The sequence below is a fragment of the Acidovorax sp. FG48 genome (assembly GCF_057809085.1).
This window is the reverse complement of record NZ_JBMDJH010000009.1, coordinates 20,514-42,152: the sequence shown is the minus strand read 5'-3', so window position 1 is coordinate 42,152 and position 21,639 is coordinate 20,514. Positions and strand designations below refer to the sequence as shown.

19 protein-coding genes are annotated in these 21,639 nt (G+C 66.9%); 2 read left to right on the top strand and 17 right to left on the bottom strand.

Features of this window, described 5'->3' with window-relative positions; translation table 11 throughout:
• Positions 1 to 97: 97 nt before the first annotated feature.
• Positions 98 to 3,943, bottom strand: coding sequence for a DUF748 domain-containing protein (locus ACODSU_RS14205; protein WP_488842752.1), 3,846 nt, complete (start codon positions 3,941 to 3,943; stop codon positions 98 to 100).
• Between the two features lie 178 nt (positions 3,944 to 4,121).
• Complete coding sequence (locus ACODSU_RS14200) at positions 4,122 to 4,874, bottom strand: alanyl-tRNA editing protein (protein WP_488842751.1); 753 nt, start codon at positions 4,872 to 4,874, stop codon at positions 4,122 to 4,124.
• Positions 4,875 to 4,938: 64 nt separating this feature from the next.
• On the opposite strand from ACODSU_RS14200, the gene ACODSU_RS14195 reads away from it, so the two are divergent.
• Positions 4,939 to 5,790 carry a creatininase family protein gene (locus tag ACODSU_RS14195; protein ID WP_476018211.1) on the top strand — a complete coding sequence of 284 codons (852 nt, stop codon included), beginning with the start codon at positions 4,939 to 4,941 and terminating at the stop codon, positions 5,788 to 5,790.
• A gap of 88 nt (positions 5,791 to 5,878) precedes the next feature.
• On the opposite strand, the gene ACODSU_RS14190 is transcribed toward ACODSU_RS14195, so the two are convergent.
• The 11 genes from ACODSU_RS14190 to ACODSU_RS14140 all read right to left on the bottom strand — a co-directional run bounded on the left by ACODSU_RS14190 (position 5,879) and on the right by ACODSU_RS14140 (position 14,531).
• On the bottom strand, positions 5,879 to 6,550 hold the full coding sequence (locus tag ACODSU_RS14190; RefSeq protein WP_015015854.1) for a histidine phosphatase family protein: 672 nt from the start codon (positions 6,548 to 6,550) through the stop codon (positions 5,879 to 5,881).
• A 96-nt stretch (positions 6,551 to 6,646) separates the two neighbouring features.
• A complete protein-coding gene (locus ACODSU_RS14185) occupies positions 6,647 to 7,630 on the bottom strand; it encodes a threonine dehydratase (RefSeq protein WP_488842750.1) in 984 nt (327 codons plus the stop codon).
• A complete protein-coding gene (locus ACODSU_RS14180) occupies positions 7,627 to 8,322 on the bottom strand; it encodes a VOC family protein (protein ID WP_488842749.1) in 696 nt (231 codons plus the stop codon). The genes ACODSU_RS14185 and ACODSU_RS14180 overlap by 4 nt, the downstream gene beginning before the upstream one ends.
• Before the next feature lie 23 nt (positions 8,323 to 8,345).
• The gene (locus ACODSU_RS14175) at positions 8,346 to 9,221 is read right to left on the bottom strand and encodes a PhzF family phenazine biosynthesis protein (protein WP_422847871.1); all 876 of its coding nucleotides are present in this window, start codon (positions 9,219 to 9,221) and stop codon (positions 8,346 to 8,348) included.
• Between the two features lie 169 nt (positions 9,222 to 9,390).
• Positions 9,391 to 10,254: a PhzF family phenazine biosynthesis protein gene (locus ACODSU_RS14170; protein WP_056065622.1), complete on the bottom strand. Its 864-nt coding sequence runs from the start codon at positions 10,252 to 10,254 to the stop codon at positions 9,391 to 9,393.
• 8 nt (positions 10,255 to 10,262) lie between these two features.
• The gene (locus ACODSU_RS14165; protein WP_309828673.1) at positions 10,263 to 10,892 is read right to left on the bottom strand and encodes a glutathione S-transferase; all 630 of its coding nucleotides are present in this window, start codon (positions 10,890 to 10,892) and stop codon (positions 10,263 to 10,265) included.
• Between the two features lie 6 nt (positions 10,893 to 10,898).
• Complete coding sequence (locus tag ACODSU_RS14160) at positions 10,899 to 12,104, bottom strand: aminotransferase-like domain-containing protein (RefSeq protein ID WP_488842748.1); 1,206 nt, start codon at positions 12,102 to 12,104, stop codon at positions 10,899 to 10,901.
• A 97-nt stretch (positions 12,105 to 12,201) separates the two neighbouring features.
• Positions 12,202 to 12,531 carry a DHCW motif cupin fold protein gene (locus ACODSU_RS14155; protein ID WP_060986802.1) on the bottom strand — a complete coding sequence of 110 codons (330 nt, stop codon included), beginning with the start codon at positions 12,529 to 12,531 and terminating at the stop codon, positions 12,202 to 12,204.
• A 4-nt stretch (positions 12,532 to 12,535) separates the two neighbouring features.
• Positions 12,536 to 13,006 (bottom strand): RidA family protein, encoded by a 471-nt coding sequence (locus tag ACODSU_RS14150; protein ID WP_488842747.1) that lies wholly within the window; start codon positions 13,004 to 13,006, stop codon positions 12,536 to 12,538.
• Positions 13,003 to 13,920: a DMT family transporter gene (locus ACODSU_RS14145; protein ID WP_209820594.1), complete on the bottom strand. Its 918-nt coding sequence runs from the start codon at positions 13,918 to 13,920 to the stop codon at positions 13,003 to 13,005. Before ACODSU_RS14145 ends, ACODSU_RS14150 begins: the two co-directional genes overlap by 4 nt.
• Positions 13,917 to 14,531, bottom strand: coding sequence for a LysE family translocator (locus ACODSU_RS14140; protein WP_343735605.1), 615 nt, complete (start codon positions 14,529 to 14,531; stop codon positions 13,917 to 13,919). The genes ACODSU_RS14145 and ACODSU_RS14140 overlap by 4 nt, the downstream gene beginning before the upstream one ends.
• Before the next feature lie 138 nt (positions 14,532 to 14,669).
• On the opposite strand from ACODSU_RS14140, the gene ACODSU_RS14135 reads away from it, so the two are divergent.
• Positions 14,670 to 16,157, top strand: a complete 1,488-nt coding sequence (locus ACODSU_RS14135) for an aminotransferase-like domain-containing protein (protein ID WP_488842746.1) — start codon at positions 14,670 to 14,672, stop codon at positions 16,155 to 16,157.
• Between the two features lie 95 nt (positions 16,158 to 16,252).
• On the opposite strand, the gene ACODSU_RS14130 is transcribed toward ACODSU_RS14135, so the two are convergent.
• From ACODSU_RS14130 to flgJ, 4 genes are read right to left on the bottom strand one after another with little or no spacing between them, the layout of a single operon-like run.
• Positions 16,253 to 17,500: an HDOD domain-containing protein gene (locus ACODSU_RS14130; protein WP_488842745.1), complete on the bottom strand. Its 1,248-nt coding sequence runs from the start codon at positions 17,498 to 17,500 to the stop codon at positions 16,253 to 16,255.
• Positions 17,500 to 18,723 (bottom strand): flagellar hook-associated protein FlgL, encoded by a 1,224-nt coding sequence (flgL, locus tag ACODSU_RS14125; RefSeq protein ID WP_343735603.1) that lies wholly within the window; start codon positions 18,721 to 18,723, stop codon positions 17,500 to 17,502. Before flgL ends, ACODSU_RS14130 begins: the two co-directional genes overlap by 1 nt.
• A gap of 22 nt (positions 18,724 to 18,745) precedes the next feature.
• The gene (gene flgK / locus ACODSU_RS14120) at positions 18,746 to 20,695 is read right to left on the bottom strand and encodes a flagellar hook-associated protein FlgK (RefSeq protein WP_488842744.1); all 1,950 of its coding nucleotides are present in this window, start codon (positions 20,693 to 20,695) and stop codon (positions 18,746 to 18,748) included.
• A 25-nt stretch (positions 20,696 to 20,720) separates the two neighbouring features.
• Positions 20,721 to 21,638, bottom strand: a complete 918-nt coding sequence (flgJ, locus tag ACODSU_RS14115; protein ID WP_110961858.1) for a flagellar assembly peptidoglycan hydrolase FlgJ — start codon at positions 21,636 to 21,638, stop codon at positions 20,721 to 20,723.
• Position 21,639: the final 1 nt, after the last annotated feature.

The following is a 21,639-nucleotide window of genomic DNA, read 5'->3' as shown; positions in this document are numbered from 1 at the left end:
GCGGGGCGGGATTGGTTCCGGCGCCCTGCGCTCTGCCTGCGGGGCGATGGGACTGGCTGGTGGGAGATTCGCCCAGAACCTCCCGCCAGCCAGCCGCTTATTGTGTCGCCAGGCTCAAATCCGCACGCGGGGTCCACTTTTCGGGCTGCTTGCCCGATTTGGGCGCGGCCACGAACAGCCGTTCCACCGGCAGCTTTTGCGCCACCAGGTACGCGCGGATCGCCTGGCCGCGCTGCGTGGCCAGTTCGGCGGCCATGGCCTCGGTGGCGGGTTGGTGGGCCAGCAGCAGGGCTTCCATCTCGGGCACCGTGAGGTCCTTGGCCAGGCCGACCAGATTGCGCGGCTTGGGGATGTCAGCGCGGCGGTACACCTCCTTGAGCAGGGCAGGGTACTCGGCGGCCGACACGGGGGCGGTGTCCGCCGGGTTGGCGCGGCGTTTTTCGGCCAGCACCAGCTGCTGCAGGTGCTCGCGCTGCAGGCCTTCGCGTTCGTCCGGCAGGCTGGCCGTGCCGGTCACGGTGATCTTCAGCGCGGGGCGGTCGGTCAGGGCCTTGGTCACCTTGTCCAGGCTCTGCTGCGCCTCGGGCGTGAGGGTGGCGCTGCCGGGGGCAAAGGGCACATGGTTCATTTCCTCGCCACCACCAAAGGCGCTGGCCAGCAGGCTGAAGGGCGAGGTCAGCGCCTTGCCGATGAGGTTGACGATGATCTTGAAGATCACCGGGCCGATGCGGAACTGCGGGTCGTTGAGCGAGCCGCTGATGGGCAGGTCCAGGTCGATCACGCCCTGGCGGTCGGCCAGCAGGGCCACGGCCAGCTTCACGGGCAGGCTGTTGGGCGCGCCCTCCACGGGTTCGCCAAAGGTCAGCTGGTTCAGCACCAGCCGGTTGCTGGCGGTGAGCTGGCCATTGGGCAGCACCTTGTAGTTCACATCCATGCTGAGCTTGCCGCGCTCGATGCCGTGCCCGGCGTACTTGACGGAATACGGCGTGAGCGGGGGCAGCTCCAGATCGCGCACCTTGCCCACGATGTCGAGCGCCAGCGGTTTTGCTAACGGGTTGAGCTTGCCGGCGACTTCCAGCGACGCCGAGCCCTCGGCACGGCCGCGCAGCTCCAGGTCGGCCAGCACGGGATCTCCGCCGGGCGCTTCGGACGAGAACGCGCTGAGCTTGCCGGTCAGCTCCGACAGGTCGGCCGAGTAGTTGGGCTTGATGAAAAAGTCGGAGAACAGCACCTTGCCGTTGACCAGGCTCACCGGGCCAAACACGACCACGGGTGCCAGCGGGTCGGCCTGGGCCACTGCGGCCGTGGGGGTGGCCGCTGGCGCAGCCGATGCGGCTGTGGCGGGAGCCGGTGCGGTGGGTGCCGCTGTGCTGGCAGCAGCGCTGGCTGCGTTGGCCGCCTGGGCCTCGGCCGGGGTCTTGGCAATGTCGCTCAGGTTGATGCGGCCGGCCTCGTTGATCGTGATGCGTGCAAAGAAGTCGACCAGGCTGGTTTCCTTGACCTCCACGCGCGGCGCGGTGCCGGGGGCGGTGGCCACGGCCAGTCCGCGCAGGTTCAGGCTCTTCCAGGCCAGCAGTTCCTCGCCCACCTGGGCCTCGGTCTTGGGGGTGAAGGCGGCCGTGCTGTTGGTCCGCAGGTCTTCCACCACCGCATCGCCGCTCAGGCGCAGGCTGACTCCCTTGTCCGTCTGCGCCAGCGCCACCTGGCCCCGGTAGCCCACATCGGCGCGCAGCAGCTCCACCGACAGCTGGCTGGCGAGGTAGCCGTCCAGTGCGTGCACCGGCAGGCGCGTGGCGTCGAGCTTGCCCTGGGTGGCCAGCGGTTGCAGGGCCAGCGTGCCCTGGTAGTCGATCGTGCCGGGCACGGCCTTGTTGCCGCCCTTGCCCGGCGCGGCGGCGCGGGCGGTGAGCGTGAAGGCCTCGGGCTTGCTGCCGTCGCTGGCCAGGTTGCGGGCGGTGATGCCCAGGGCCGTCACGTCCAGCGCCACGGGGCGCGGCTGGGCGTTGTCGGCCAGGGAAACCGTGCCGCCCTGCACCGAGAAGTCGGCTACGCGCAGCTTCCAGGGCGCGGTGTTGCTGGCGGGGGCGGGGTCTGCAGTTGCGGTGGCGCTGCCTTGCGCGGCGGGGGCGGCCTTCTCAGATTTCAGCCAGCGCTCAAACATCCAGCGGCCGTCTGCACCGCGCTCCACCGCCAGTTGCGGTTGGCTGATGGCCAGGCGCTCCAGCGTGGCGGTGCGTGCGTCCAGGGGCACTTCGGCGCCTGCGATTTCCAGCTTGCCCAGGCTGGCCAAGGTGGTCTTGCCCTGCTTGAAGGCCAGTTGCTCCAGCGCCAGGGGGCCCGCCTTGAGGGTGACACCCGTGGCGCCGGCCTGTGCGGCCGCTGTTGTGGGGGCTTGCCACAGCACACCCACGTCGCCGCTGAGCTGGCCGGTCACCGTGGGCTCCAGCGCCTGGGCCAGGTAGGGCGCGGCCAGTTGCAGGGCCAGGGCGTTCAGGGTGGTGTTGAGCTGGGCCTTCTGGTCCGTGGCTTCGCCGGTGAAGCTGAGCGTGCTTCCCTGCAGATTGAGCCCGCCCTTGAAGGTGAAGGGCTTGGCGTTGTCTTTGGCAAAGGGCAGGGCGATGTCGGCGGCCTCCAGCGCAAATTCGGTGGCCTGCAGGGCCGCGGCGGGGCGCGTGGTGGCGTCGGCCCAGCGCAGGGTGCCGCCACGCACGGCGGCCGTGGCGACTTCGACCGACCAGGCGGGGGCGACTGTCTTGGCCTTGGCCTTGCCCGTGGAGGCGGAGGACGCAGGGGCGGAGGCTGTGCTGGCGGTGGTCAGCGGTGAAGATGCCGCGTCGGCCGATGCTGGCGCTGCAGGTGCGGTGGTCTTGTCCTTGGCGGGCGTTGCAGGCTGTGCAGGCGCCGCCAGCTGTGCCAGGTTGATCTGGCCCGCCGCATCGCGTGTGGCCGTGACCACCGGCGCCGTCAGCTCCACATGCTGCAGGCGCACGATCTGCTCCAGCGGGCGCACATCGGCCATGTCGATCTTCAGGCGCTCGTAGCTCAGCAGGTCGGCCCCTTGGCGGTCGGCCATGCGCACGCCGCTGGCTTGCACGGTGCCGCTCAGCTTCACGGCCATGCGCGGGTGCTGCTCGAAGGCCACCTTCACATCCGCATCCAGCGTGGCGCTTTGCACCTTCACGGGCAGGTTGGCGGGCAGGTAGCCCAGGTAGGGCGCCAGGTTCAGCCCATCCAGCCGGATCTGCGCGTCGGCTTTGCCGGTCTGCGCAAACGGCGTGCCCTCGGCGGACGAGTCAAACCGGCTGCCGTCCAGCGTGAACGCCAGGTGGGGCTCCACCTTGACCTCGCGCTGCGAGGGCAGGGTGCTGATGAACGGCACCTTCAGCGTCAGCGCGCGCACCTCGTGGGTCTCGCTGATGGTGTTGTCGATGAAGTCGATGCTGCCGCCCGTGAGTGCGAGGTTGTACAGCGCCAGGCGCGCGGGGCCTTGGTCGGGCTCGGGGTCGTTCTTGGGCGCGGTGACCTTGGCGATGATGTCGTCCACGTCGTAGCGGCCGTCGCCCAGGTGGGTGATGCGCAGCACCGGGTTGTCGATGGTGAAGGCATCCACCACGGGCGCCAGGCGAAACAGCGATTGCAGCTCGCCATCGGCATAGATGCGGCCAATGGTCAGCTGCGGGGGCGCACCATTGGCACCCGCCACGGCCACGTCGCGCAGCGCAAATTCGAGGCTCCAGGGCTGGAAGTCGATGCCGCCAATGGTCACGGCGCGGCCCAGTTGCTCGGACGCGATGCGCTCCAACGGGCCCTTGACCAGCGGCGGGATGGCGAGCCAGGTGACCAGCCAAAGAGCGATCAAGCCCGCCAGCGCGCGGACGGCGGGGCGGAACCAGCGGTGCTGGCGCAGGGTGGCAAACGAGACGGAGCGCAGGGAGATCGGCATGGCGGCAGGCAAGGGTAGGCGCCGCAGCCCCCGGGGGAGGCCCGGTCATCGCCACCCGGATGCCGGGCGGCTGCTGCGCGCGGGCGCTATTGTCCCCGTTGTCCGCCTGCCTGCGTAAGCCAATGCAACCGGGGGCTGCGGTGGCTCAAGATTGTTGACAGTGGGGCCGGGCGGCTTATCACTGGGCAAAGCCTAGTACCACCCGCCGGGTCGTTGCGCTCTTTTTCTCGATTTTGGTCACCACGATCCCGCCGATCTCCGAGGTGTTGGCCACATGCGTGCCCCCACAGGGCTGCAGGTCGATCAGCGGCGCGCCGCCTTCGCCCCCGATGCGGATGGTGCGGATGCGCCCGGTGCCGCGCGGAGGCTGCACGCTCATGCTCTTGACCAGGGCGGGGTTGGCGTCCAGTTCTTCGTCGCTGATCGAGGCCACGGTAAGCGGGTGCGCAGCGGCCACCAGGGTGGCGATGGCGGCGGTCAGGTGCTCCTTGTCCAGCGGGTCGGTCATTGCAAAGTCCAGCCGCGCATAGTCGGGCGTGATGGAGCAGCCGTTGACCAGCTGCGGCACCACGTGGCACAGCAGGTGGCTGGTGGTGTGCAGGCGCATCATGCGGTGGCGGCGCTCCCAGTCTATGCGGGCGGTGACGGCCGTACCGGGCGTGAGCTGCGCCACGCGGTCTTCCTGCCCGGGGGCAGGGACGTGGACGATGTCGCTGGTGGGGTTGCCATCGGCATCTTTGCCCTTGCGGGTGTCGGCAATGGTGATCTGCGTGCCGTCTGCCAGCACCAGCACGCCGCTGTCGCCGGCCTGGCCGCCGCCCAGGGGGTAGAACACGGTCTGGTCCAGCACGACCCCGGCCTCGGTGACGGCGGTGATGTGGGCGCTGCATTCGCGCAGGTAGGCGTCTTGGCGGAAGAGGTCTTGGGTCATGGTGGCATGTTAGCGGCGGCGCTGGCCGTTTCCCAGGCATCAACAGCGCCGCTACCATGCACACATGACTTCTGCCGCATTGACTCCCTTGCCCTCCCGCTTCTGGGCCGACTTGTCCACCCGTGATTTCGCGGCGCTAAAGGCTAGCGGGCAGGCTGAACAGGTGGTGGCCGTGCTGCCGGTGGCGGCTGTCGAGCAGCATGGGCCACACCTGCCGCTGTCGGTGGATGCGACGCTGCTGCAGGGCGTGATCGATGCCGCGCTGCCGCAGCTGCCCGCCGAGTTGCCCGTGCTGTTCTTGCCGCCACAGAACGTGGGCCTGAGCCCGGAGCACATTCGCTTTCCCGGCACGCTCACCTTGTCGCCCGCTACGGTGATTGCGCTGTGGACCGAGATCGGTGAATGCGTGGCGCGCGCGGGCATCCAGAAACTGCTGCTGTTCAACGGCCACGGCGGCCAGGTGAGCGTGATGGACATCGTGGCGCGCGAGCTGCGCACGCGATGCGATCTCATCGTCTACAGCGCCAGCTGGTTCAGCCTGCCGCTGCCAGACGCGGTAGCGGGCCAGTTCAGCGCCCAGGAGCACCGCTTTGGCATCCACGCAGGCGAGATCGAGACATCGATGATGCTGCACCTGGCGCCCGCCACGGTGCGCATGGAACAGGCGCAGAACTTCCGCTCCACTTCACAAGACCGGTCGGAGCGCTACGCCATCCTGGGCAACGGCAAAAGCGCCAAGCTGGGCTGGCAGATGCAGGACTACCACCCGGCGGGTGCCGTGGGTGACGCGGCCGCAGCCACGGCCGACAAGGGGCAAGCGGTGGTAGACGCTGCAGCGCAGCAACTGGTGGCGCTGCTGCAGGAGCTGCAGGCGCTGCCGCTATCTACCCTGGCGAGCGGGCCTGACCTGGGTTGAATCGATTTGCTATCTTATTGATAGCTACTGGCGCATGATCCACTAACGCAAGCAGCCTGAAAGGCTCAAAAAGCCGAAATCTCGGTGCTCAGGCGTGCGTGACCCACTGCGCATGCTCCAGCTCATTCAGGTGCGGCAGCGTGTTGAAGGTCTGCAGCATCAATCGCTTGGGCGAGATGGAGAACTCCGTCACCGCGCTGTTGCGGATGCGCATGTTCAGCGCAATGGTGACCTCGGGCGCCGTGCCCAGCACCTCGCCCACGGCCGTGGAGATGGGGCCGCCGCTGCTCACCAGCAGCACGTTCTGGCCTGCGTGGTGGTGGCGCACATGGTCCAGCGCGCTGCGCACGCCGGCCGAAAATTCGTTCCAGCTGGGCATGCCCTGGGGGCTGATGACACCTGCCATCCACTGCGCCAGTGCGTCGCACAGGATGCGGAAGTGCGCGCGGTAGCGCTCGGGCGTGTCGGCCGGGCCCAGGGGCTGGGGGTGGATGGCGGCGATGAGTGCGTGGCTGTCGTATTCGTTGAGGCCTGGCAACTGCAGCGCATTGGGCGTGGTCTGCAGGCCCTCGGCGATGCCTTCCAGCGTCTGCGTGTGGCGGCGCAGTGTGCCGGTGATGACGGCGTCAAACCCCAAGCCGCGTGCGCGCCAGTGTTCGCCCAGGCGCACCGCCTGCTGGCGGCCCAGCGCGCTGAGCTGGTCGTAGTCTTCTGCGCCAAACGAGGCCTGGCCGTGGCGCACGAGGTAGAGGGTTCCCATGCGGCGGATTGTGATCAGAACCCGCCGCAGGCGTTTGTCGCAAAAGCGACCGATGCTATTAAATGTGTAGCTTTTTAGGTTGAATCCGCAAGGGCTTCAGCCCGCCAGAACGCTGCCGAACATGGGCGCATCCACGTTGCCGCCCGTCAACGCCAGGCCCACGTGCAAACCCTGTAGCTGGTCGCGTTCCTGCAGGGCTGCCGCCAGCGCGGCGGCGCCCGCACCCTCCGCCACGTTGTGGGTGTCGGTAAAGATCGCGCGCATGGCGGCGGCCACCTCGGCGTCGCTCACCTGTACGATGTGGTCGATGTGGGGTGCCAGCACGGCCAGGGCCTCGGCGTCGGCCACGCGGCAGGCCATGCCGTCGGCGAGCTGGGTGGTCACCGGTGCTTCGACCACATGGCCAGCGGCCAGCGAGTCGGCGTAGGTGGTGGCATGGCTGCTGACCACGCCGACCACGCGCACGGGGTGCTGCAGCGCCAGCTTGGCGGCGATGGCCGAACATGCGCCCGAGCCCTGGCCGATGGGCACGTACACCACATCGAGCTGCGGCACGGCGCGCAAAAATTCCCACCAGTAGGTGCTCACCCCCCGCAGCAGGTCGGGGTGGAAGCTGGGCACCATGTGGGCGCCGCGCTGGGCCGCGAGCTGCATGGCGTGTTCGCGCGCTTCCTGAAAGTCGTCGCCGTGCTCGATGAGCGTGACGCCCAGCGCGCGCATGGCAGCGTTCTTCTCCACTGAGTTGCCGCGCGGCACGACGATGGTGCAGGCCACGCCGTGGCGGCGCGCGGCCCAGCCCATGCTTTGGCCGTGGTTGCCGCGTGTGGCGCTGATGACCTCTTGGGGCAGCGCGCCGCGTTGTGCGAGCTGGTCAAAGTAGGTCAGGCCACCCCGGATCTTGAACGCGCCCACGGGTGTGTGGTTCTCGTGCTTGAGCCAGCAGTCGGTGCCCAGGCGCTGGCTGAGCAGGCCCCAGCGGTACTGGGGCGTGGCGGCGAAGTCGCGGTACACCACCTCTGCAGCGGCTTCGATGTCGGCCAGGGTGGGCAGCAGGGCGGTGGGGTCGAGGCGGGTGTTCATGCGGCGGCTTTCTTTTCGGTAGAGGACCACAGGGTGACGGGGCCCAGCGGCGTGGAGAGGTGTGCCGTGAGGCCAGGCGCGTTGCCTGCGGCGACGGCGACCTGGGGGCCGACACCGATGGCGTCACATGCCGCCTGCAGCGTGGAGACCTGCGGGTGCTGCAGTGCGAGTTGTTCCAGCTGCACGCCGCTCGCGGGCAGGCTGTCGCAGGGGTGCACGGCGCCCCACTGGATGAGCGTGGGCAGGCATCCGTCCATCAGGCGCAGGCCGTCGTCGCGCACGGTGATCTGCCATTGCAGCAGGCCATGGGGCGTGGGGCGGCTGGCGGTGATGACGGCGCCGCGATCCATGTCCAGCGCCGACAACGTGGTGCACGCAGCCGCCACGTCGGGCACGCTCGCCACCCAGTGGATGAGCTGGGGGCCGTGTTGTGCCACCTGGGTCTGCAAATTGGCGTCATCCATGTCAAACCAACGTCTTGCGCCAGTGGATATTGCCTTGGGCGCTCCTGGGTTGATAGCAATGATCTCCAGGTAGGCGCGTGGATGCGCCGGGCTGGAGACGTTGATGATGCGGTTGTGCGTGCCCATCAGCGGGTGTTCGCCGCCCGCCGTGGGGGTGATGCCCAGCGTGCGCGCGCACCAGGCCACACCGCTCGCCAGGTTGGCCGCCAGCACGACCAGGTGGTCCACGCAGGGGGGCTGGCTAAGCGCCGTCACAGCAGCACCTCACCGGCCATGCAGGTGACCGAGCTGCCGCCGACCCAGATGGTGTCGCCGTCCTGTTGCACGTACACCCGCCCGGCACGCCCCAGGCAGGTGCCCTGGGCGGCCACATACTGCGTGGGGGCCAGCCCGGCGCCGATGAGCCACTGGGCCAACGCGGCGTTGAGGCTGCCGGTCACGGGGTCTTCAGCCAGGCCGTTGTTGCCGGGGAAGAAAGCGCGCACTTCAAAGGCGATGCCTTCGGCGTCGGTGCTGCCAATGACGCCCACCTTGCCACGCGGGCCGACCACGCCCACGTCCAGTTGGCCAAGGATGCTGGCGTCCGGCTTCAGCGCCAGCACCTGCTCGCTGCTGCGCAGCATCACGCCCCGCCAGTTGGGGCCGTTGTCGCACCAGGCGTGGTGCAGGATGTCGCTGCGTGCCACGCCCAGGCCGCGCGCGATCAGCGCCACATCCTCTTCGGCCAGCGGGCCGCTCTTGATCAGCGGCGGCGCGGCAAAGGCCAGGCGCTCGCCATCCTGGCGCAGCGTGACCAGGCCCACGCCACATTCCTGCACCACCTGGCCTGCCACCTGGGGCTGGCCGCCGGCCTTGAGCCATGCGTGGCAGCTGCCCAGTGTGGGGTGGCCTGCAAAAGGCAGTTCGCGCCCGGGGCAGAAGATGCGCACGCGGTAGTCGGCACCGGCGGCGCGGCCTTCCGGGGTGGGCGGCAGCAGGAAGGTGGCTTCGGACAGGTTGGTCCAGTTGGTGAAGTCCTGCATGGCTTCGGTGCTGAGGCCGGAGCCGTCCAGCACCACGGCCAGGGGGTTGCCCCGGTAGGGCGTGGCGGTGAACACATCGACTTGCTGGAAGGGGCGTTGGTGCATGGTGGTCAGGTCCTTGGTCAATCAAGCGGGCAGTAAAGCGGGGTGGGCCGGGCACGCCGGGGGCTCACCGGGGTGTGGCCCGGTGTGCAAACAGGTGGTAGTGGCTCGGTGCCCTGGCGGGGCCGAGGGGGCAATCAGCCGCTGGGGCGTGGTGCAGTGCGGTGCGGGGTCATAGCAGCACCGTGCCTTCAATGCAGGTGACCGCGCGGCCGCCCACCCACAGCTGGTGGTCATCGTCCTGGCGGATGTGCACGCGGCCCGCGCGGCCCAGGCATTCGCCCTGGGCCACCAGGTAGCTGCGGGGGGCCAGGCCGTCGGCAATCAGCCATTCGGCCAGGCTGGCGTTGAGGGTGCCCGTGACCGGGTCTTCAGGGTTGCCCATGGGGGCGGCAAAGGCGCGCACCACCACGCCGGGCTGGGCGGTGTTGCTGGCGGCAGGGCCCACGTGGATCACGCCCACGTCCTGGCCCAGGTCCTTCAGGCGGGCGTGGTCGGGGTGCAGGCCCAGCACCGTGTCGGCGCTGTCGAGCAGCAAGCCCAGCCACACGGGGCCGTTGTCCAGCATCTGCGCACCCAGAATCTGCTGCGGGCGCAGGCCCAGGGCACTGGCTATCAGCGGCACCAGCGCGGGGCTGGGGGCGCTGCGCTTGAGCGGGGGCGCGGCAAACGCCAGGGTGTCGCCGCTCAGGGCAATGCGCACCAGGCCCAGCGCACATTCCTGGATCACCATGCCGTCTTGCTGCGGGCGGTGGCCCGCCTGCAGCCAGGCGTGGCAGGTGCCCAGCGTGGGGTGGCCCGCAAAAGGCAGCTCGCCATTGGGGCTGAAGATGCGCAGGCGGTAGTCAGCCCCGGCCGCACGCCCGGCGTCGGTGGGCGGCATCAGAAAGGTGGTTTCCGACAGGTTGGTCCAGGCCGCAAAGCGGCGCATGTCGCTGTCACTCAGGCCGTCGGCATCCAGCACCACGGCCACGGGGTTGCCGTAGCCGGGGCGGTCGCTGAACACGTCGATCTGCTTGAAGGGGCGCTGGTGCATGGAGAGGCTCACGCGAGAGGCTGATCCAACACGCCCCGGGCGCCGGGGCGGGTGCTGACCGTGTTGTACCACCGCTCCAGGTGGGGGTGTGCGGCGCGATCTTGCGGCAGGCCCCACCAGCGGTGGATCTCGCAGCCCACCGGGATGTCGGCCATGGTAAACCGCTCACCCGCCATGAAGGGCTGGCGCGCCAAGTGGGCATCGAGCATCGCCATCAGCGGCTCGGTCAGTGCGACCGATGCGGCGATGAGCGCCTCGTTGCGCTGTGCTGCGGGGGTGCGAATCCACTGGAGGAACGCATCACGCCCTGCGGGGTTCAGCGTGGTCTGTTGCCAGTCCATCCACTGTTCGGCCACAAAGCGCGTGGGCAGGTCTTCGGGGTACAGGTTGCCCAGCGAATGCCGGGCGCACAGATAGCGCACGATGGCGTTGGACTCCCACAGCGTGACGCCCGTGTCTTCGTCCTCGATCAGCGGCACCAGGCCGTTGGGGTTGAGGCCCAGGTAGCGTGCCTCGCGCACGATGCCGAACTGGCCGCCCGCGTCGGTGCGCTGCACCGAGGGCAGGCCCAGCTCTTGCACGGCCCACACGACCTTGCGCACGTTGATGGACGACAGGCGCCCCCAGAGCCTCAGCATGGTGAATCAGCCCTTGCTCTCGCGGATCGCCGCAGCCAGGGCGGCGATGCCGGTGGCGATCTGCTCCACGGTGGAGGTCACGAACGACAGGCGCAGGGTGCGGTGGTCGGCGTTGTCGGCATAGAAGGCCGCCCCTGGCACAAAGGCCACATTGCGCTCCACGGCCTTGGGCAGCAGCTCGATGGCGCTCATGCCTTCGGGCAGGCGCACCCACAGGAACATGCCGCCGTCGGGGCGGTTCCAGTGCACGCCCAGGCCTTGCATTTCCTTGTCGAGCGCAGCCAGCATGGCCTCGCACTGCTGCTTGTACAGCGCGCGGATGGTGGGCACGTGGCGGTCCAGGAAGCCGTCCTTCATCACCTCGGCCACCAGGCGCTGGTTGTAGCCGGGGGTGTGCAGGTCGGCCGCCTGCTTGGCTTGCAGCAGCTTGGGGTACACGGCCTTGGGCGCCACGATGTAGCCCAGGCGCAGGCCGGGGGCCAGCACCTTGGAGAACGAGCCCATGTAGATGCAGCCCTCGGGGTTGCGGGCCGTGAGCGGGGCGGGCGGCGGGGCGTCAAACCACAGGTCGCCGTAGGGGTTGTCTTCCACCAGGGGCAGGTTCAGCTCGGCGGCGGCGGCCACCAGCTCGGCGCGTCGTGCGTCGCTCATGGTGCGGCCCGTGGGGTTCTGGAAGTTGGGCAGCACGTACAGGAAACGCGCCTTGTCCGCGCCCGTGCCCACCTTGGCGCGCAGGTCGTCAATCAGCACGCCCTGGTCGTCGCTGGCCACGGACACCACGTTGGGCTCCATGGGCGTGAAGGCTTGCAGCGCGCCCAGGTAGGTGGGGGTTTCTACCAGCACGCGGCTGTTTTCGTCGATGAGGATTTTGGCGATCAGGTCCAGCGCCTGCTGCGAGCCGGTGGTGATCAGGATCTGGTCGGGGCTCACGTCCCAAGGCAGGAAGTCGGCAATCGCCTGGCGCAGCGGGCCGTAGCCTTCGCTGGCGGCGTATTGCAGGGCGCCGGGGCCGTCATTGGCCAGCACCGCGGCGGAGGCGGCGGCAAACGCGGAGACCGGGAAGGTCTTGGGCGACGGCAGGCCGCCCGCCAGGCTGATGATGCCGGGCTTTTCGGTGACCTTCAGGATTTCGCGGATGACCGAGGGGTTCATGCGCTCGGCACGGCGTGCCAGGGTCCACGTGCTGGTGGTGGGAAGGTCGTTCAGTTTCACTCTCGTCTCCTGCGGGTGGCCGCCTGGGCCGCTACGGTTGCAAAGTTGTTGTCAAAAAATGGGGGGTAGCAGCCCTGGCGGGCGCGTTCATATCTTCTTAGTCCACGATGAACAGGGTGGCGCCCTGTGGGGAGGTGGACCGGTGAGGTTCTGCATTGTCCGCCACCTGGTAACTCATGCCCGGCGTCAGGGTGTATTGGCGGCCGTCGGCCAGCTCGGTGTGGAGCTCGCCGCTCAGGCACAGCAGCACATGGCCTTTGGTGCACCAGTGGTCGGACACATAGCCGGGTGTGTACTCGACCATGCGCACGCGCACCTCGCCAAATGTCTGGGTGCGCCAGAAGGCCTGGCCTGCTTCGGCGCTTTTTTCTTCGCGCGGAATGCTGGCCCAGTCGGTGGTGGCAAAGGCGATGTTCTGCAAATGCATGGTTTCAGTCCTTGATCGACACCACGGCCTCGATCTCGACCGCAAAGCCGCGCGGCAAGGAGCCGACACCCACGGCCGAGCGCGCGTGCCGCCCCGCTTCTCCAAACACTTCCACCAGCAGGTCGGAGCAGCCGTTGATGACCTCGGTGTGCTGCATGAAGTCGGGCACCGCATTCACCATGCCCAGCAGCTTGACCACGCGGCGCACGCGCGACAAGTCTCCGAGGGCTGCCTGCATCGTGGCAATCAGGTGCAGGCCTACGTCGCGGGCGTGCTGGCGAGCCTCGTCCGTGCTGATCTCGCGGCCCACCTTGGGTACCACCGCCATGTCGTTGCGCAGGGGCGATCCCTTGCCCGACAGGTACAGCGTGTGGCCGTCCAGCACATAGGCATCGAAGTTGCCGCGCGGGGCGGACACGGTGGGCAGCACCAGACCCAACTGTTGCAGTCGCTGCTCCGGGGTGATGGCACTCATGCGGGGGCTCCTCGTTGTTGAATGGGCATCCGTTTGCCCATGAAGACGGTGGCGATCACGGCCACGGCAAACACCAGGGTCACGGTATCGAGGTGTTCACCCAGCAGCGGCACCGCAAACAGCAGGCTCAAAAAGGGCTGAATGAGCTGGATCTGGCTGACCCGCACGGCACCCAGCGCCAGTGCGCGGTACCACGCAAAGAAGCCGATCCACATCGAGAACAGCGCCACGTAAAGAAAGCCTGCCCAGCTCATCGCGCCAATGCTGGAGGGCATGGCCGGCGCAAACCACCAGGCCACGGGCAGCGTGAGGGGCAGGCTGCACACCAGCACCCAGCAGATGACCTGCTCGGCACCCAGCCGGGGCGTGAGGCGGGCGCCGCCGATGTAGCCCAAAGCGCCCGTGGTCATGGCAATCAGCAGGTAGACGTTGGCCGCGCCCAGGTACAGGCCGCCTGCGCGCCACACCATGAAGCCCAGTACCAGCCCGCTGCCCAGTACCGCACAGGCCCAGAAGCCTGCCGAGGGCCGCTGCCGGTACCACAGCGCACCCAGCAGGGCGGTGGACAGTGGCAGCAGCGCGGTGACCACCGCGCCATGGGTGCTGGGCACGTGGCGCAGTGCCAGCGCCAGAAACAACGGGAAGCCCACGATCACGCCGAACGCTGTGATGCCCAGCAGCGGCCACTCGGCGCGCACTGGCAGGTTCAGGCGCCCCTGTGCGCGTTGCCACAGCAGGTAGCCGATGGACAGCAGCCCCGCCACGGCGGCGCGCCCGAACGTGACGAACCAGGGAGACAACTGGGGCGCATCGGTGGAGCCCACGGCCAGCCGCGTCATGGGCAAGGTGGCCGCAAACAGCGTGACGCCGACCAGGCCCCAGAGCAGGGCTTCTTTTTCCTGTGTGCGGTTCATAGGGTGAGCATCCAGTACGCCGTGAGCACCAGCACGAGTGCCAGCGTGCGGTTGAACCACAGCAGCCGGGTGCCCTGCGCCAGCCACTGGCGCAGCAGCGAGCCCACCAGCGCATAGACAAAGTTGCTGGTGAAGGCAAACACCATCATCACGCCGCAGATGATGGCCAGGCGCTCCCCGGGGTTGGAGGCCGGCTGCCCGGCGGCGTTGACCACCCAGCCTGCGCTGAGCGTGAGGGCCAGCATCCAGGCCTTGATGTTGACGAACTGCAGGCCCACACCCTGCCAGAAGGTCACGTTCAGGCGCGAGGTGTCGATGGCCGTCATCTGGCCGGCGCGGCTGAGCTTGAAAGCCAGCCACAGCATGTAGGCCACGCCCAGCAACGTCACAGCCCAGCGCAAGGCTGGCACGCCGGTGATCAGGGCACCCAGGCCCAGGCCGCTGCCCAGCATGAGCAGCGTCCAGCCCGCAGGGACGGCGAAGCAAAAGCGCAGCGCGCGCTTGAGGCCCAGATTGGCCGCGAGCGCAGTGGACAGGGTGGTGTTGGGCCCCGGCGAAAAGCTCATGGCGGTGCAAAACAGCAGCAGGGCGGTGAGTTCGGCGACGCTCATGGGGAATTGCAGAGGGGTTCTTGTCGGTTGTGTGGGTTCAATGTAATCTTGCAAACCAATACATGACCAGTACAGTCATTCAGCGCAGTATTGAATCTGTATTGGTTGCGAAGACAGTACACCACCCGGGGCCTTGCCATGCTGATGAAATCCTCCACCCAGTCGCTCACCGAGCAGTTGTCGGCCCGGATCTCGGAGCGCATCCGCAACCGCCTGCTGGCGCCCGGCGCGCGCCTGCCGTCGGTGCGCCAGTGCGCGCAGCAAAACGGGGTGAGCCCGTCTACCGTGGTGGCGGCTTATGACCAGCTGCTGGCCCAGGGGCTGGTGGAGGCGCGCAAGAACCGGGGCTTTTTTGTGCGCGAAAGTGGCCGCGCGGCCCATGCTGCCGACGACCAGGACGCCCACCCTGTGGACCCCGGGCTGGAGAGTGCGGCCGCCAACTGGAGCACGGCACACTGGTTTGCAGCGCGCGCGGCGGGGCGCGCGGGCCCAGGCGTGTCGCCCGTCAACGCCACGGCGCTGATCCGGGGCATGTTCCACAAGATCAGCGACAAGCCCCAGCCCGGCATGGGGGTCTTTCCGCCCGACTGGCTGGAGTCCACTTTCATGCCTGCAGCCGTGCGCAAGGTCACCAACTCACGGGCCCTGCAGGACTTCTCGCTGCAATACGGCGAGCCGCTGGGCGATGCAGGCCTGAGGCGTGTGCTGGCCAAGAAGCTGTCCACGCTCAACGTGCACACGGTGCCCGAGAACATCATCACCACCGTGGGGGCCACCCATGCGCTCGACATCGTGAGCCGCACCCTGCTGCGCCCGGGCGACCCGGTGATGGTGGAGGAGCCCGGCTGGGCGGTGGAGTTTGCGCGCCTGGCGGCGCTTGGCATGCACATCCTGCCCGTGCCGCGCCGCGCCGATGGCCCGGACCTGGAGGTGATGGCGCGCTACTGCGAGGTGCACAAGCCCAAGCTTTACGTCAGCGTGAGCGTGTTCCACAACCCCACGGGTTATTGCCTCACGCCGGGCAGCGCCCACCGCGTGCTGCAACTGGCCAACCAGCACAACTTCCATGTGGTGGAGGACGACACCTACAGCCACATTGCGCCCGAGCACGCCACGCGCCTCACGGCGCTGGATGGCCTGCAACGCACCATCTACGTGAGCGGCTTTGCCAAGATCCTCGCGCCAAACTGGCGCATCGGCTTCATGGCCGCGCCGCCCGCGCTGGTGGAGCAGTTGCTCGACACCAAGCTGCTGGCCACGCTGACCACACCCGCGCTGCTGGAAAAAGCCCTGGCCTTGTGCATCGAGCAGGGCCAGCTGCGCCGCCACGCCGAACGCATTCGCACCCGGCTGGATGCGGCGCGCGCGCGCAGCGTGAAGCTGGCCCTCGGGGCGGGCTGCACCTTTGCGGCCGAGCCGGTGGGCCTGTTTGGCTGGGTGGAGACCGGGGTGGACACCGATGCGCTGTCCCAGCGCATGCTGGACGAGGGCTACCTGCTGGCGCCCGGCGCCCTGTTCCATGCCGAGCGCAAACCCAGCACCCTCATGCGCATCAACTTTGCGACGACGCAGGAGGCGGCGTTCTGGAAGATCTTTGCACGGGTGCGCGACGAGCAGGCCCGGTGAGTCGCTGAGCGCGGCCCCGTCGTGCGAAGCGGGCTCCTCGTTGGGGCAACGGGAGGCAGCCTCTGGGGAGGACACGCGCAGCTGCTCGGCAGGGCTTATTTTCTTTCCACTTCCAGATCAGACAACACCCGCAGCAGCGCGCGATTGACCTCTTCGAGGTCCATCTCGAAGGTCTCGCACAGCTGGCGAATGGCGCTGGCATCGTCGGTCTCCAGCGCACAGGCCATCTGCAGGCCGCCGGTGTAAGGGCCGGTGCGCAGCACCGTGGCGTCGTAGATGCGTTCGGACAGGGGCAGGCGCTTGAGGATGGTGCCGAGGGGCTCGCCCAGCAGCTCGTCGAGCTGGGAGAGCAGGCCGCACAGGTAGATCTCGCGGCGCAGGTCGTTCTCGATGCCCGCGTCCAGCAGCCGTGCCGTGAGCTGGGCGCGCATCACCATGGCTTCGCGCACGGGCTGCATGTTGGCCTCGGTGCTCGCATGGGGCAGCTGGTCGGACAGCCAGCGCTTGATGGAGCTGTAGCCCATCATCACCAGGCCCCGGCGCAGCGAATCGATGCCGGTGCGCAGGCCGAGCGCGGCCGAGTTGGTGTAGACCATGAAGCGGTAGGCGAGCAGCGGGTCCTCGCCCATGATGTCTTCAAACGTCTCCAACGACTGCTCGTCGTCGATGGCCTTCATGAGCTTGAAGATCACCGCGTGCGACGGCTGCTGCGGGTGGTGGCGCAGGCTGTAGAGCACGTCCTCGGTCGGCCAGCCGGCCAGGGCCATCGCGTTGCCGTGGTCCAGGCAGTGTTCCATGAGGGCCCGGCTGGCGATGTTTTCGTACATCTGGCCAGCCAGCACCGGGCTGGGAGCGCGCTTGGCCGCCGGTGGGGGCGCAGCGGCTGCGGCGCTGCCGGGGCGGGGCGGTGTGGTCTGCAATGCAGCCACGGCGTCTGCGGGGCGCAGTGTCAGCAGGCTGTTGTCAAAGCAGCGGGCTATCTCGGGTTCGGGCAACTTGTCCATGTCGCCACGCCACACCAGGCGCAGACCGCGCTGGTGCGCGGCCTTCACGCGGTCATAAATGGCCGAGTCCGACAGCCACTCGCCGCGCACCTCGATCCATGGCGCGGCACGCGGGGCGTTTTCGAGCAGGTCGCACAGCAGCTGGCGGGTCTGTGCCGAGATCAGCAGCGGCGGCGAGCTGGCCGACCACAGCTCCTGCAGCGTGCGCAGCAGGTGGCCGCCATCGACGGTGGCCGAGGCCTCGTTGTGGGCGTACAGCTGGATGCCTGCGAGTTTGCGGGCTCGGTTCCACAGAGGGCGGTAGCCCAGGATCAGACTACCTAGGACGGATTGCACCATTAAGCAATGAAGTTGAAAAGCGAGAGTTTTTGTGTCATCGAGTATGACTTGAGTGCTGCCTCGTAACCAACCTGCTGATTCTGGAAGTCTGACACTCCTTTGATCATATCGAGGTCTTCGGCGCGTGAGCGATCATCCTCAAGCTGAACGTTGCGTGTGTCCAGCTCTCCTTCAATGCGGTCGGCTCGGTTGAGCAGGTCACCTGCCAATCCGCGAGAAGTCTGAAGCCGGTTCATGGCAGCGTCGATTTCGGCCAGTCCACGGGTGATGCCGTGCGTCAGGCTACCGTACGAGGTACTGCCGTCGAGTTTGCCTGCGTTGCGGATAGCACCAATGGCATCCTCCAGCACCTGAAAGACATTGGAGTTTTGGCTGGGTCCGAGGTCGAAACGATCATTGTCTGCCGGTACCCCTGATACCTTCAGCTGCAAGCCATCAAAGGCAATGGTCGTTGGCGGCGTATAGGGCTGGCCTGTGAGCACCGTGGAGACGGCGTCGTTATCGATGACGTCGTAGGTGGTCACGCCTCCCACCACCGAAAACTGAATGCTGTAGTTGTGGCCTGTCAGAGCCGAAGGATCCGTCACTTGTCCCACATCGGTCCAAGCTTTGCCGGTATTGCCCGCACCGAGGGAGACTTCAAACACCCCATTCCCGGTGGGTACGCTCATCCAGGCTGCGTCGCCGTCGAGCACTTTGGCGATTTCAATGTTCCCGCTGGCGTGTTGGCCCGGGAGTCCAGAGAAGCTGAACGATGCCGGGACACCGCCAAAAGGTGTCTGTGCGCTGCCCAGTCCTTGAAACAGCGGCAGGCCGTTGGCGTCTTTTCGGTTGGCATAGCCCATGATCTGCTCGCGCAGGCTCACGAGTTGCTGCAGGATCGCATCGCGTTCTGTCTGCGTGTGTGTGCCGTTGCCTGCGCTGACTACCAACTCACGAAAGGCCTGCATGGCGTCTCCTGCCTCGCCCAAGGTGGATTCGGCCAATGCCATGGTGTTGCGCTGCATGTCCAATGCGCGCAGGTCTGTGTCGTTTCTTTTGAGGCGCGTGAGTGCGCGTTCGGCCTGCGCGGCGGCCACGGGGTCGTCGCTCGCGCGCACGACGCGTTTACCTGAGGTGAGGTTCTCTTGCAGGTTAGACAAGGCCGTTTGGCGCTGGCTGAGGTTGCGCAGCGCGCTGTCAAACTGGTTGGCCGTGCTAAGCCGGTACAAAGAGTTGCTCATGACGGACTCCTTTCGGGACGGGTCAGCGCGCCAGCCCTGCTATCAAAGTGTCGAAGATATTCTGCGCGATCTGAATCATCTTTGCAGACGCTTGGTAGGCCTGCTGGTACTGAATCAGGCGTGCTGCCTCCTCGTCGAGGTTGACGCCTGAGACGGCGGTACGGTCACGTTCCAGGTTACTGGCGATGGAGGAGGACAACTCGGCCGCAAATGTCGCGCTTTGTGTTCGGGTGCCAACTTGCGCGATGGCGCTGGCAAAACCGTCGGATAGCGTAGCTCCATCGAACATGGGTACGTCGCGCAGATTCATCAGTGAGCGGGCATTACCCGCATCGCGTTTGTACCAATCGCCATAGGCTGGATCCAGAGAGTCGTCCAGGGTGATGGTGTCGCCCACACGCGGCGTGCCCGTCACGGTCAGAGACCAGCCCGTGGGCGGGGTGGCGTTGTCGTAGGTGATGGGTTGGCCGGGGGTGTAGGTGAACGTTCCAGCAATATCCGAGCGAGTGTAGGTGCTGGGGCTGTCAAATGTGATGGTCACTGGTACTGTGGTGCCAGGTGGATTGCTCAGCGCTTTGAGGCCCACTAGCTGTAGGTTGCCTTGGTTGGTGGGACCCATCGCAGCGTTCACAGGATTGGCAGCGGCCAGGTCCACCGGCGAGTATTGCAAGGCCTTGAATTCGGCGGCCGCTCCCTGTAAGGCGGTGATCATGTAGCGGTCACCAGGGTTGGGGGGGCCGGATAGTGCGACTCCCAAGCCCTGGGCCGCGAAGATGTCTGACACAGTGACAGGGGGGAGCCCTGAACCGTTGAACGCAAATACCTTCCCATCCGATTGGCGTGTGACCGAGCCGGCGTCGGGAGCTGTGAAGTCGATGGTGTAGTTGGATGCCTGTAACAGGGTTGGATCTGTCACGGTCAGAGACAGGTCGACGGAAGAGCTGTTCGTACTGCTAGGAACGGCATTTCCGAGGGCGATGGGGGCGAACAGGTTGTCTCCCACCTGCCCATCCAGCGTGAGGCCCAACCTGTTTTGCTGGTTCATGGACTCACTGATGGCCACGGCCATGCGGCCCAGCAGATTACGCCCTTCAGCCAGATCGTTGTTCTGAAAGCGCAATAGGCCCGCTATTTCGCCGCCTCCCAGCATGCTTTCGTTCAGTTCGACCTTTACTGAAGAGCCTGGCGCAACAAAATTGAGTACCTTGCGCCCGCTGCCAGCGCCAAAGTCGGCGGGGTTATCAATAGAGAGCGAGGCCGCCTTGTCGCCGAGCACCAGCGGCTGGCTTCCCGCCACAAAAACGCTGACCGAGCCGTCGTCGGCCTCCACTTGCGATGTCTGTATATGTTGGTTGATTTCTCGGATCAGTTGGTCGCGCCGGTCGAGCAGATCGTTGGCGGGCTGGCCGTTGCCCTTGGCGCGGGCGATCTGTCCATTGACTTCTGCGATGTTCTTCGCCAGATTGTTCACAGCGAATATGCTGCCCTTGAACTGTTCCTGCACCGTGTAGCCAATCTCGTCCAGGCGCTGTGAGGCATCGCGCATCCGTGATGCAAGTTCGTCCATCCGGGTGAGCGCCACGTTGCGTGCCGTCAGATCCATGGGGCTGTTGACCACATCAGACAGCGCGTTCATCATTTGGTTGACTGAAATGCCGATACCGCTTTCACCGCCGCTAAAGACGTCTTGCAGCTGGCGCAGGCGCTCCAGCCTTGAGGTATCTCCTGCATCAATAGCGGCAGCAGCAGTAGCTTGGCGAGTCAGCAGTTCGCTGTGGTTGCGTAGCACGGTAGCCACCTCGACACCTTTGCCGATGTAACCTCCGCCCGTGAACTGCCCCTGCACGGTTTGCAGAACCACACTCTGGCGGGAATATCCCGCCGTGCTGACGTTGGCAATGTTGTGGCCTGCCGTCTGCAAGGCCACCTGGTTGGCCAGCAGGGCGCGGGCGCCGACGTTGAGCAGACTCATGGCTTACCTCGGTTCTTCTCGTCCATCACGCCTGGGCGCGCTGTACGCGCAGTGCGCTGTTGATGGCGCCGCTGAGCTTCTTGGCGTACTCGGGGTCGGTGGCGTATCCGGCCTTTTGCAGCTCGGCCGCATAGGCCACGGCAGAACCCGTCTTGGCGGTGGCCTGGGCTTTCTCGTAGCGCGGGTTGTCGGTGATGAGCTTGGCGTAGTCGCGGAACGAGTCCTCGTACGAGTCATACGCGCGGAACTTGGCCACCACCTTGCGCGGAGTGCCGTTGATGTATTCGGTGGTCGTGATCTCGGCCACCTTGCCGGTCCAGCCCTTGCCGGCCTTGATGCCGAACAGGTTGAACGAGTTGCCGCCGTTGGCGGTCTTGATTTCACTCTTGCCCCAGCCGGTTTCGTGCCCGGCCTGGCCCAGCATGAAGCTGGCGGGAATCCCGCTTTCCTGCGCCACGCGCTCGGCGGTGCCGCTGAGGTGCTGCACAAAGCCTTCGCGGCCCTTGGGCACTGGCAGGGTGGTATCGACGGACGAAGTGGTGGCGGAAGCCGCCGACCGGTTCTGTGCCTGCGGCAAGCTGAGCGTGGACGGCACCGAGAAGTTGGTGTCCGCACCGCCCATTTGGCGCGAGAGCTGGCGGGCGATGGCTTCTGATAGACCGCCCTGCAGGCCCGACATGTTGACCGATAGCTGCTGGTCCAGCATGTCCTGGCCCAGGTTGGCCTGCTCGCCTTCCATGAGGCCGGACTTCATCGTGGCGTCGCGCATGCTTTTGATGAGTTCGCGCATGAACAGCGATTCAAACTGCTTGGCCGCTTCGCGCGTGACCTGTGCGCTGTTGGCGGTGCCCGCTTCGTACTTGAGGGAGTTGAGCGAGCGGATATCGACGGCCAGCGCGTTCGACGGGCTGGTGGTGCTGGACGAGGGCAGGGTCAGGGCCATG

Coding starts and splice junctions, on each gene's coding strand:
- ACODSU_RS14205 (WP_488842752.1), bottom strand. CDS start 3,943: ATGCCGATCTCCCTGCGCTCCGTCTCGTTTGCCACCCTGCGCCAGCAC.
- ACODSU_RS14155 (WP_060986802.1), bottom strand. CDS start 12,531: ATGCATTTGCAGAACATCGCCTTTGCCACCACCGACTGGGCCAGCATT.
- ACODSU_RS14150 (WP_488842747.1), bottom strand. CDS start 13,006: ATGAGTGCCATCACCCCGGAGCAGCGACTGCAACAGTTGGGTCTGGTG.
- ACODSU_RS14200 (WP_488842751.1), bottom strand. CDS start 4,874: ATGACCCAAGACCTCTTCCGCCAAGACGCCTACCTGCGCGAATGCAGC.
- ACODSU_RS14165 (WP_309828673.1), bottom strand. CDS start 10,892: ATGCTGAGGCTCTGGGGGCGCCTGTCGTCCATCAACGTGCGCAAGGTC.
- flgL (WP_343735603.1), bottom strand. CDS start 18,723: ATGAGCAACTCTTTGTACCGGCTTAGCACGGCCAACCAGTTTGACAGC.
- ACODSU_RS14130 (WP_488842745.1), bottom strand. CDS start 17,500: ATGGTGCAATCCGTCCTAGGTAGTCTGATCCTGGGCTACCGCCCTCTG.
- ACODSU_RS14170 (WP_056065622.1), bottom strand. CDS start 10,254: ATGCACCAGCGCCCCTTCAAGCAGATCGACGTGTTCAGCGACCGCCCC.
- flgJ (WP_110961858.1), bottom strand. CDS start 21,638: ATGGCCCTGACCCTGCCCTCGTCCAGCACCACCAGCCCGTCGAACGCG.
- ACODSU_RS14140 (WP_343735605.1), bottom strand. CDS start 14,531: ATGAGCGTCGCCGAACTCACCGCCCTGCTGCTGTTTTGCACCGCCATG.
- ACODSU_RS14190 (WP_015015854.1), bottom strand. CDS start 6,550: ATGGGAACCCTCTACCTCGTGCGCCACGGCCAGGCCTCGTTTGGCGCA.
- ACODSU_RS14195 (WP_476018211.1), top strand. CDS start 4,939: ATGACTTCTGCCGCATTGACTCCCTTGCCCTCCCGCTTCTGGGCCGAC.
- ACODSU_RS14135 (WP_488842746.1), top strand. CDS start 14,670: ATGCTGATGAAATCCTCCACCCAGTCGCTCACCGAGCAGTTGTCGGCC.
- ACODSU_RS14175 (WP_422847871.1), bottom strand. CDS start 9,221: ATGCACCAACGCCCCTTCCAGCAAGTCGATGTGTTCACCGCCACGCCC.
- ACODSU_RS14185 (WP_488842750.1), bottom strand. CDS start 7,630: ATGAACACCCGCCTCGACCCCACCGCCCTGCTGCCCACCCTGGCCGAC.
- flgK (WP_488842744.1), bottom strand. CDS start 20,695: ATGAGTCTGCTCAACGTCGGCGCCCGCGCCCTGCTGGCCAACCAGGTG.
- ACODSU_RS14145 (WP_209820594.1), bottom strand. CDS start 13,920: ATGAACCGCACACAGGAAAAAGAAGCCCTGCTCTGGGGCCTGGTCGGC.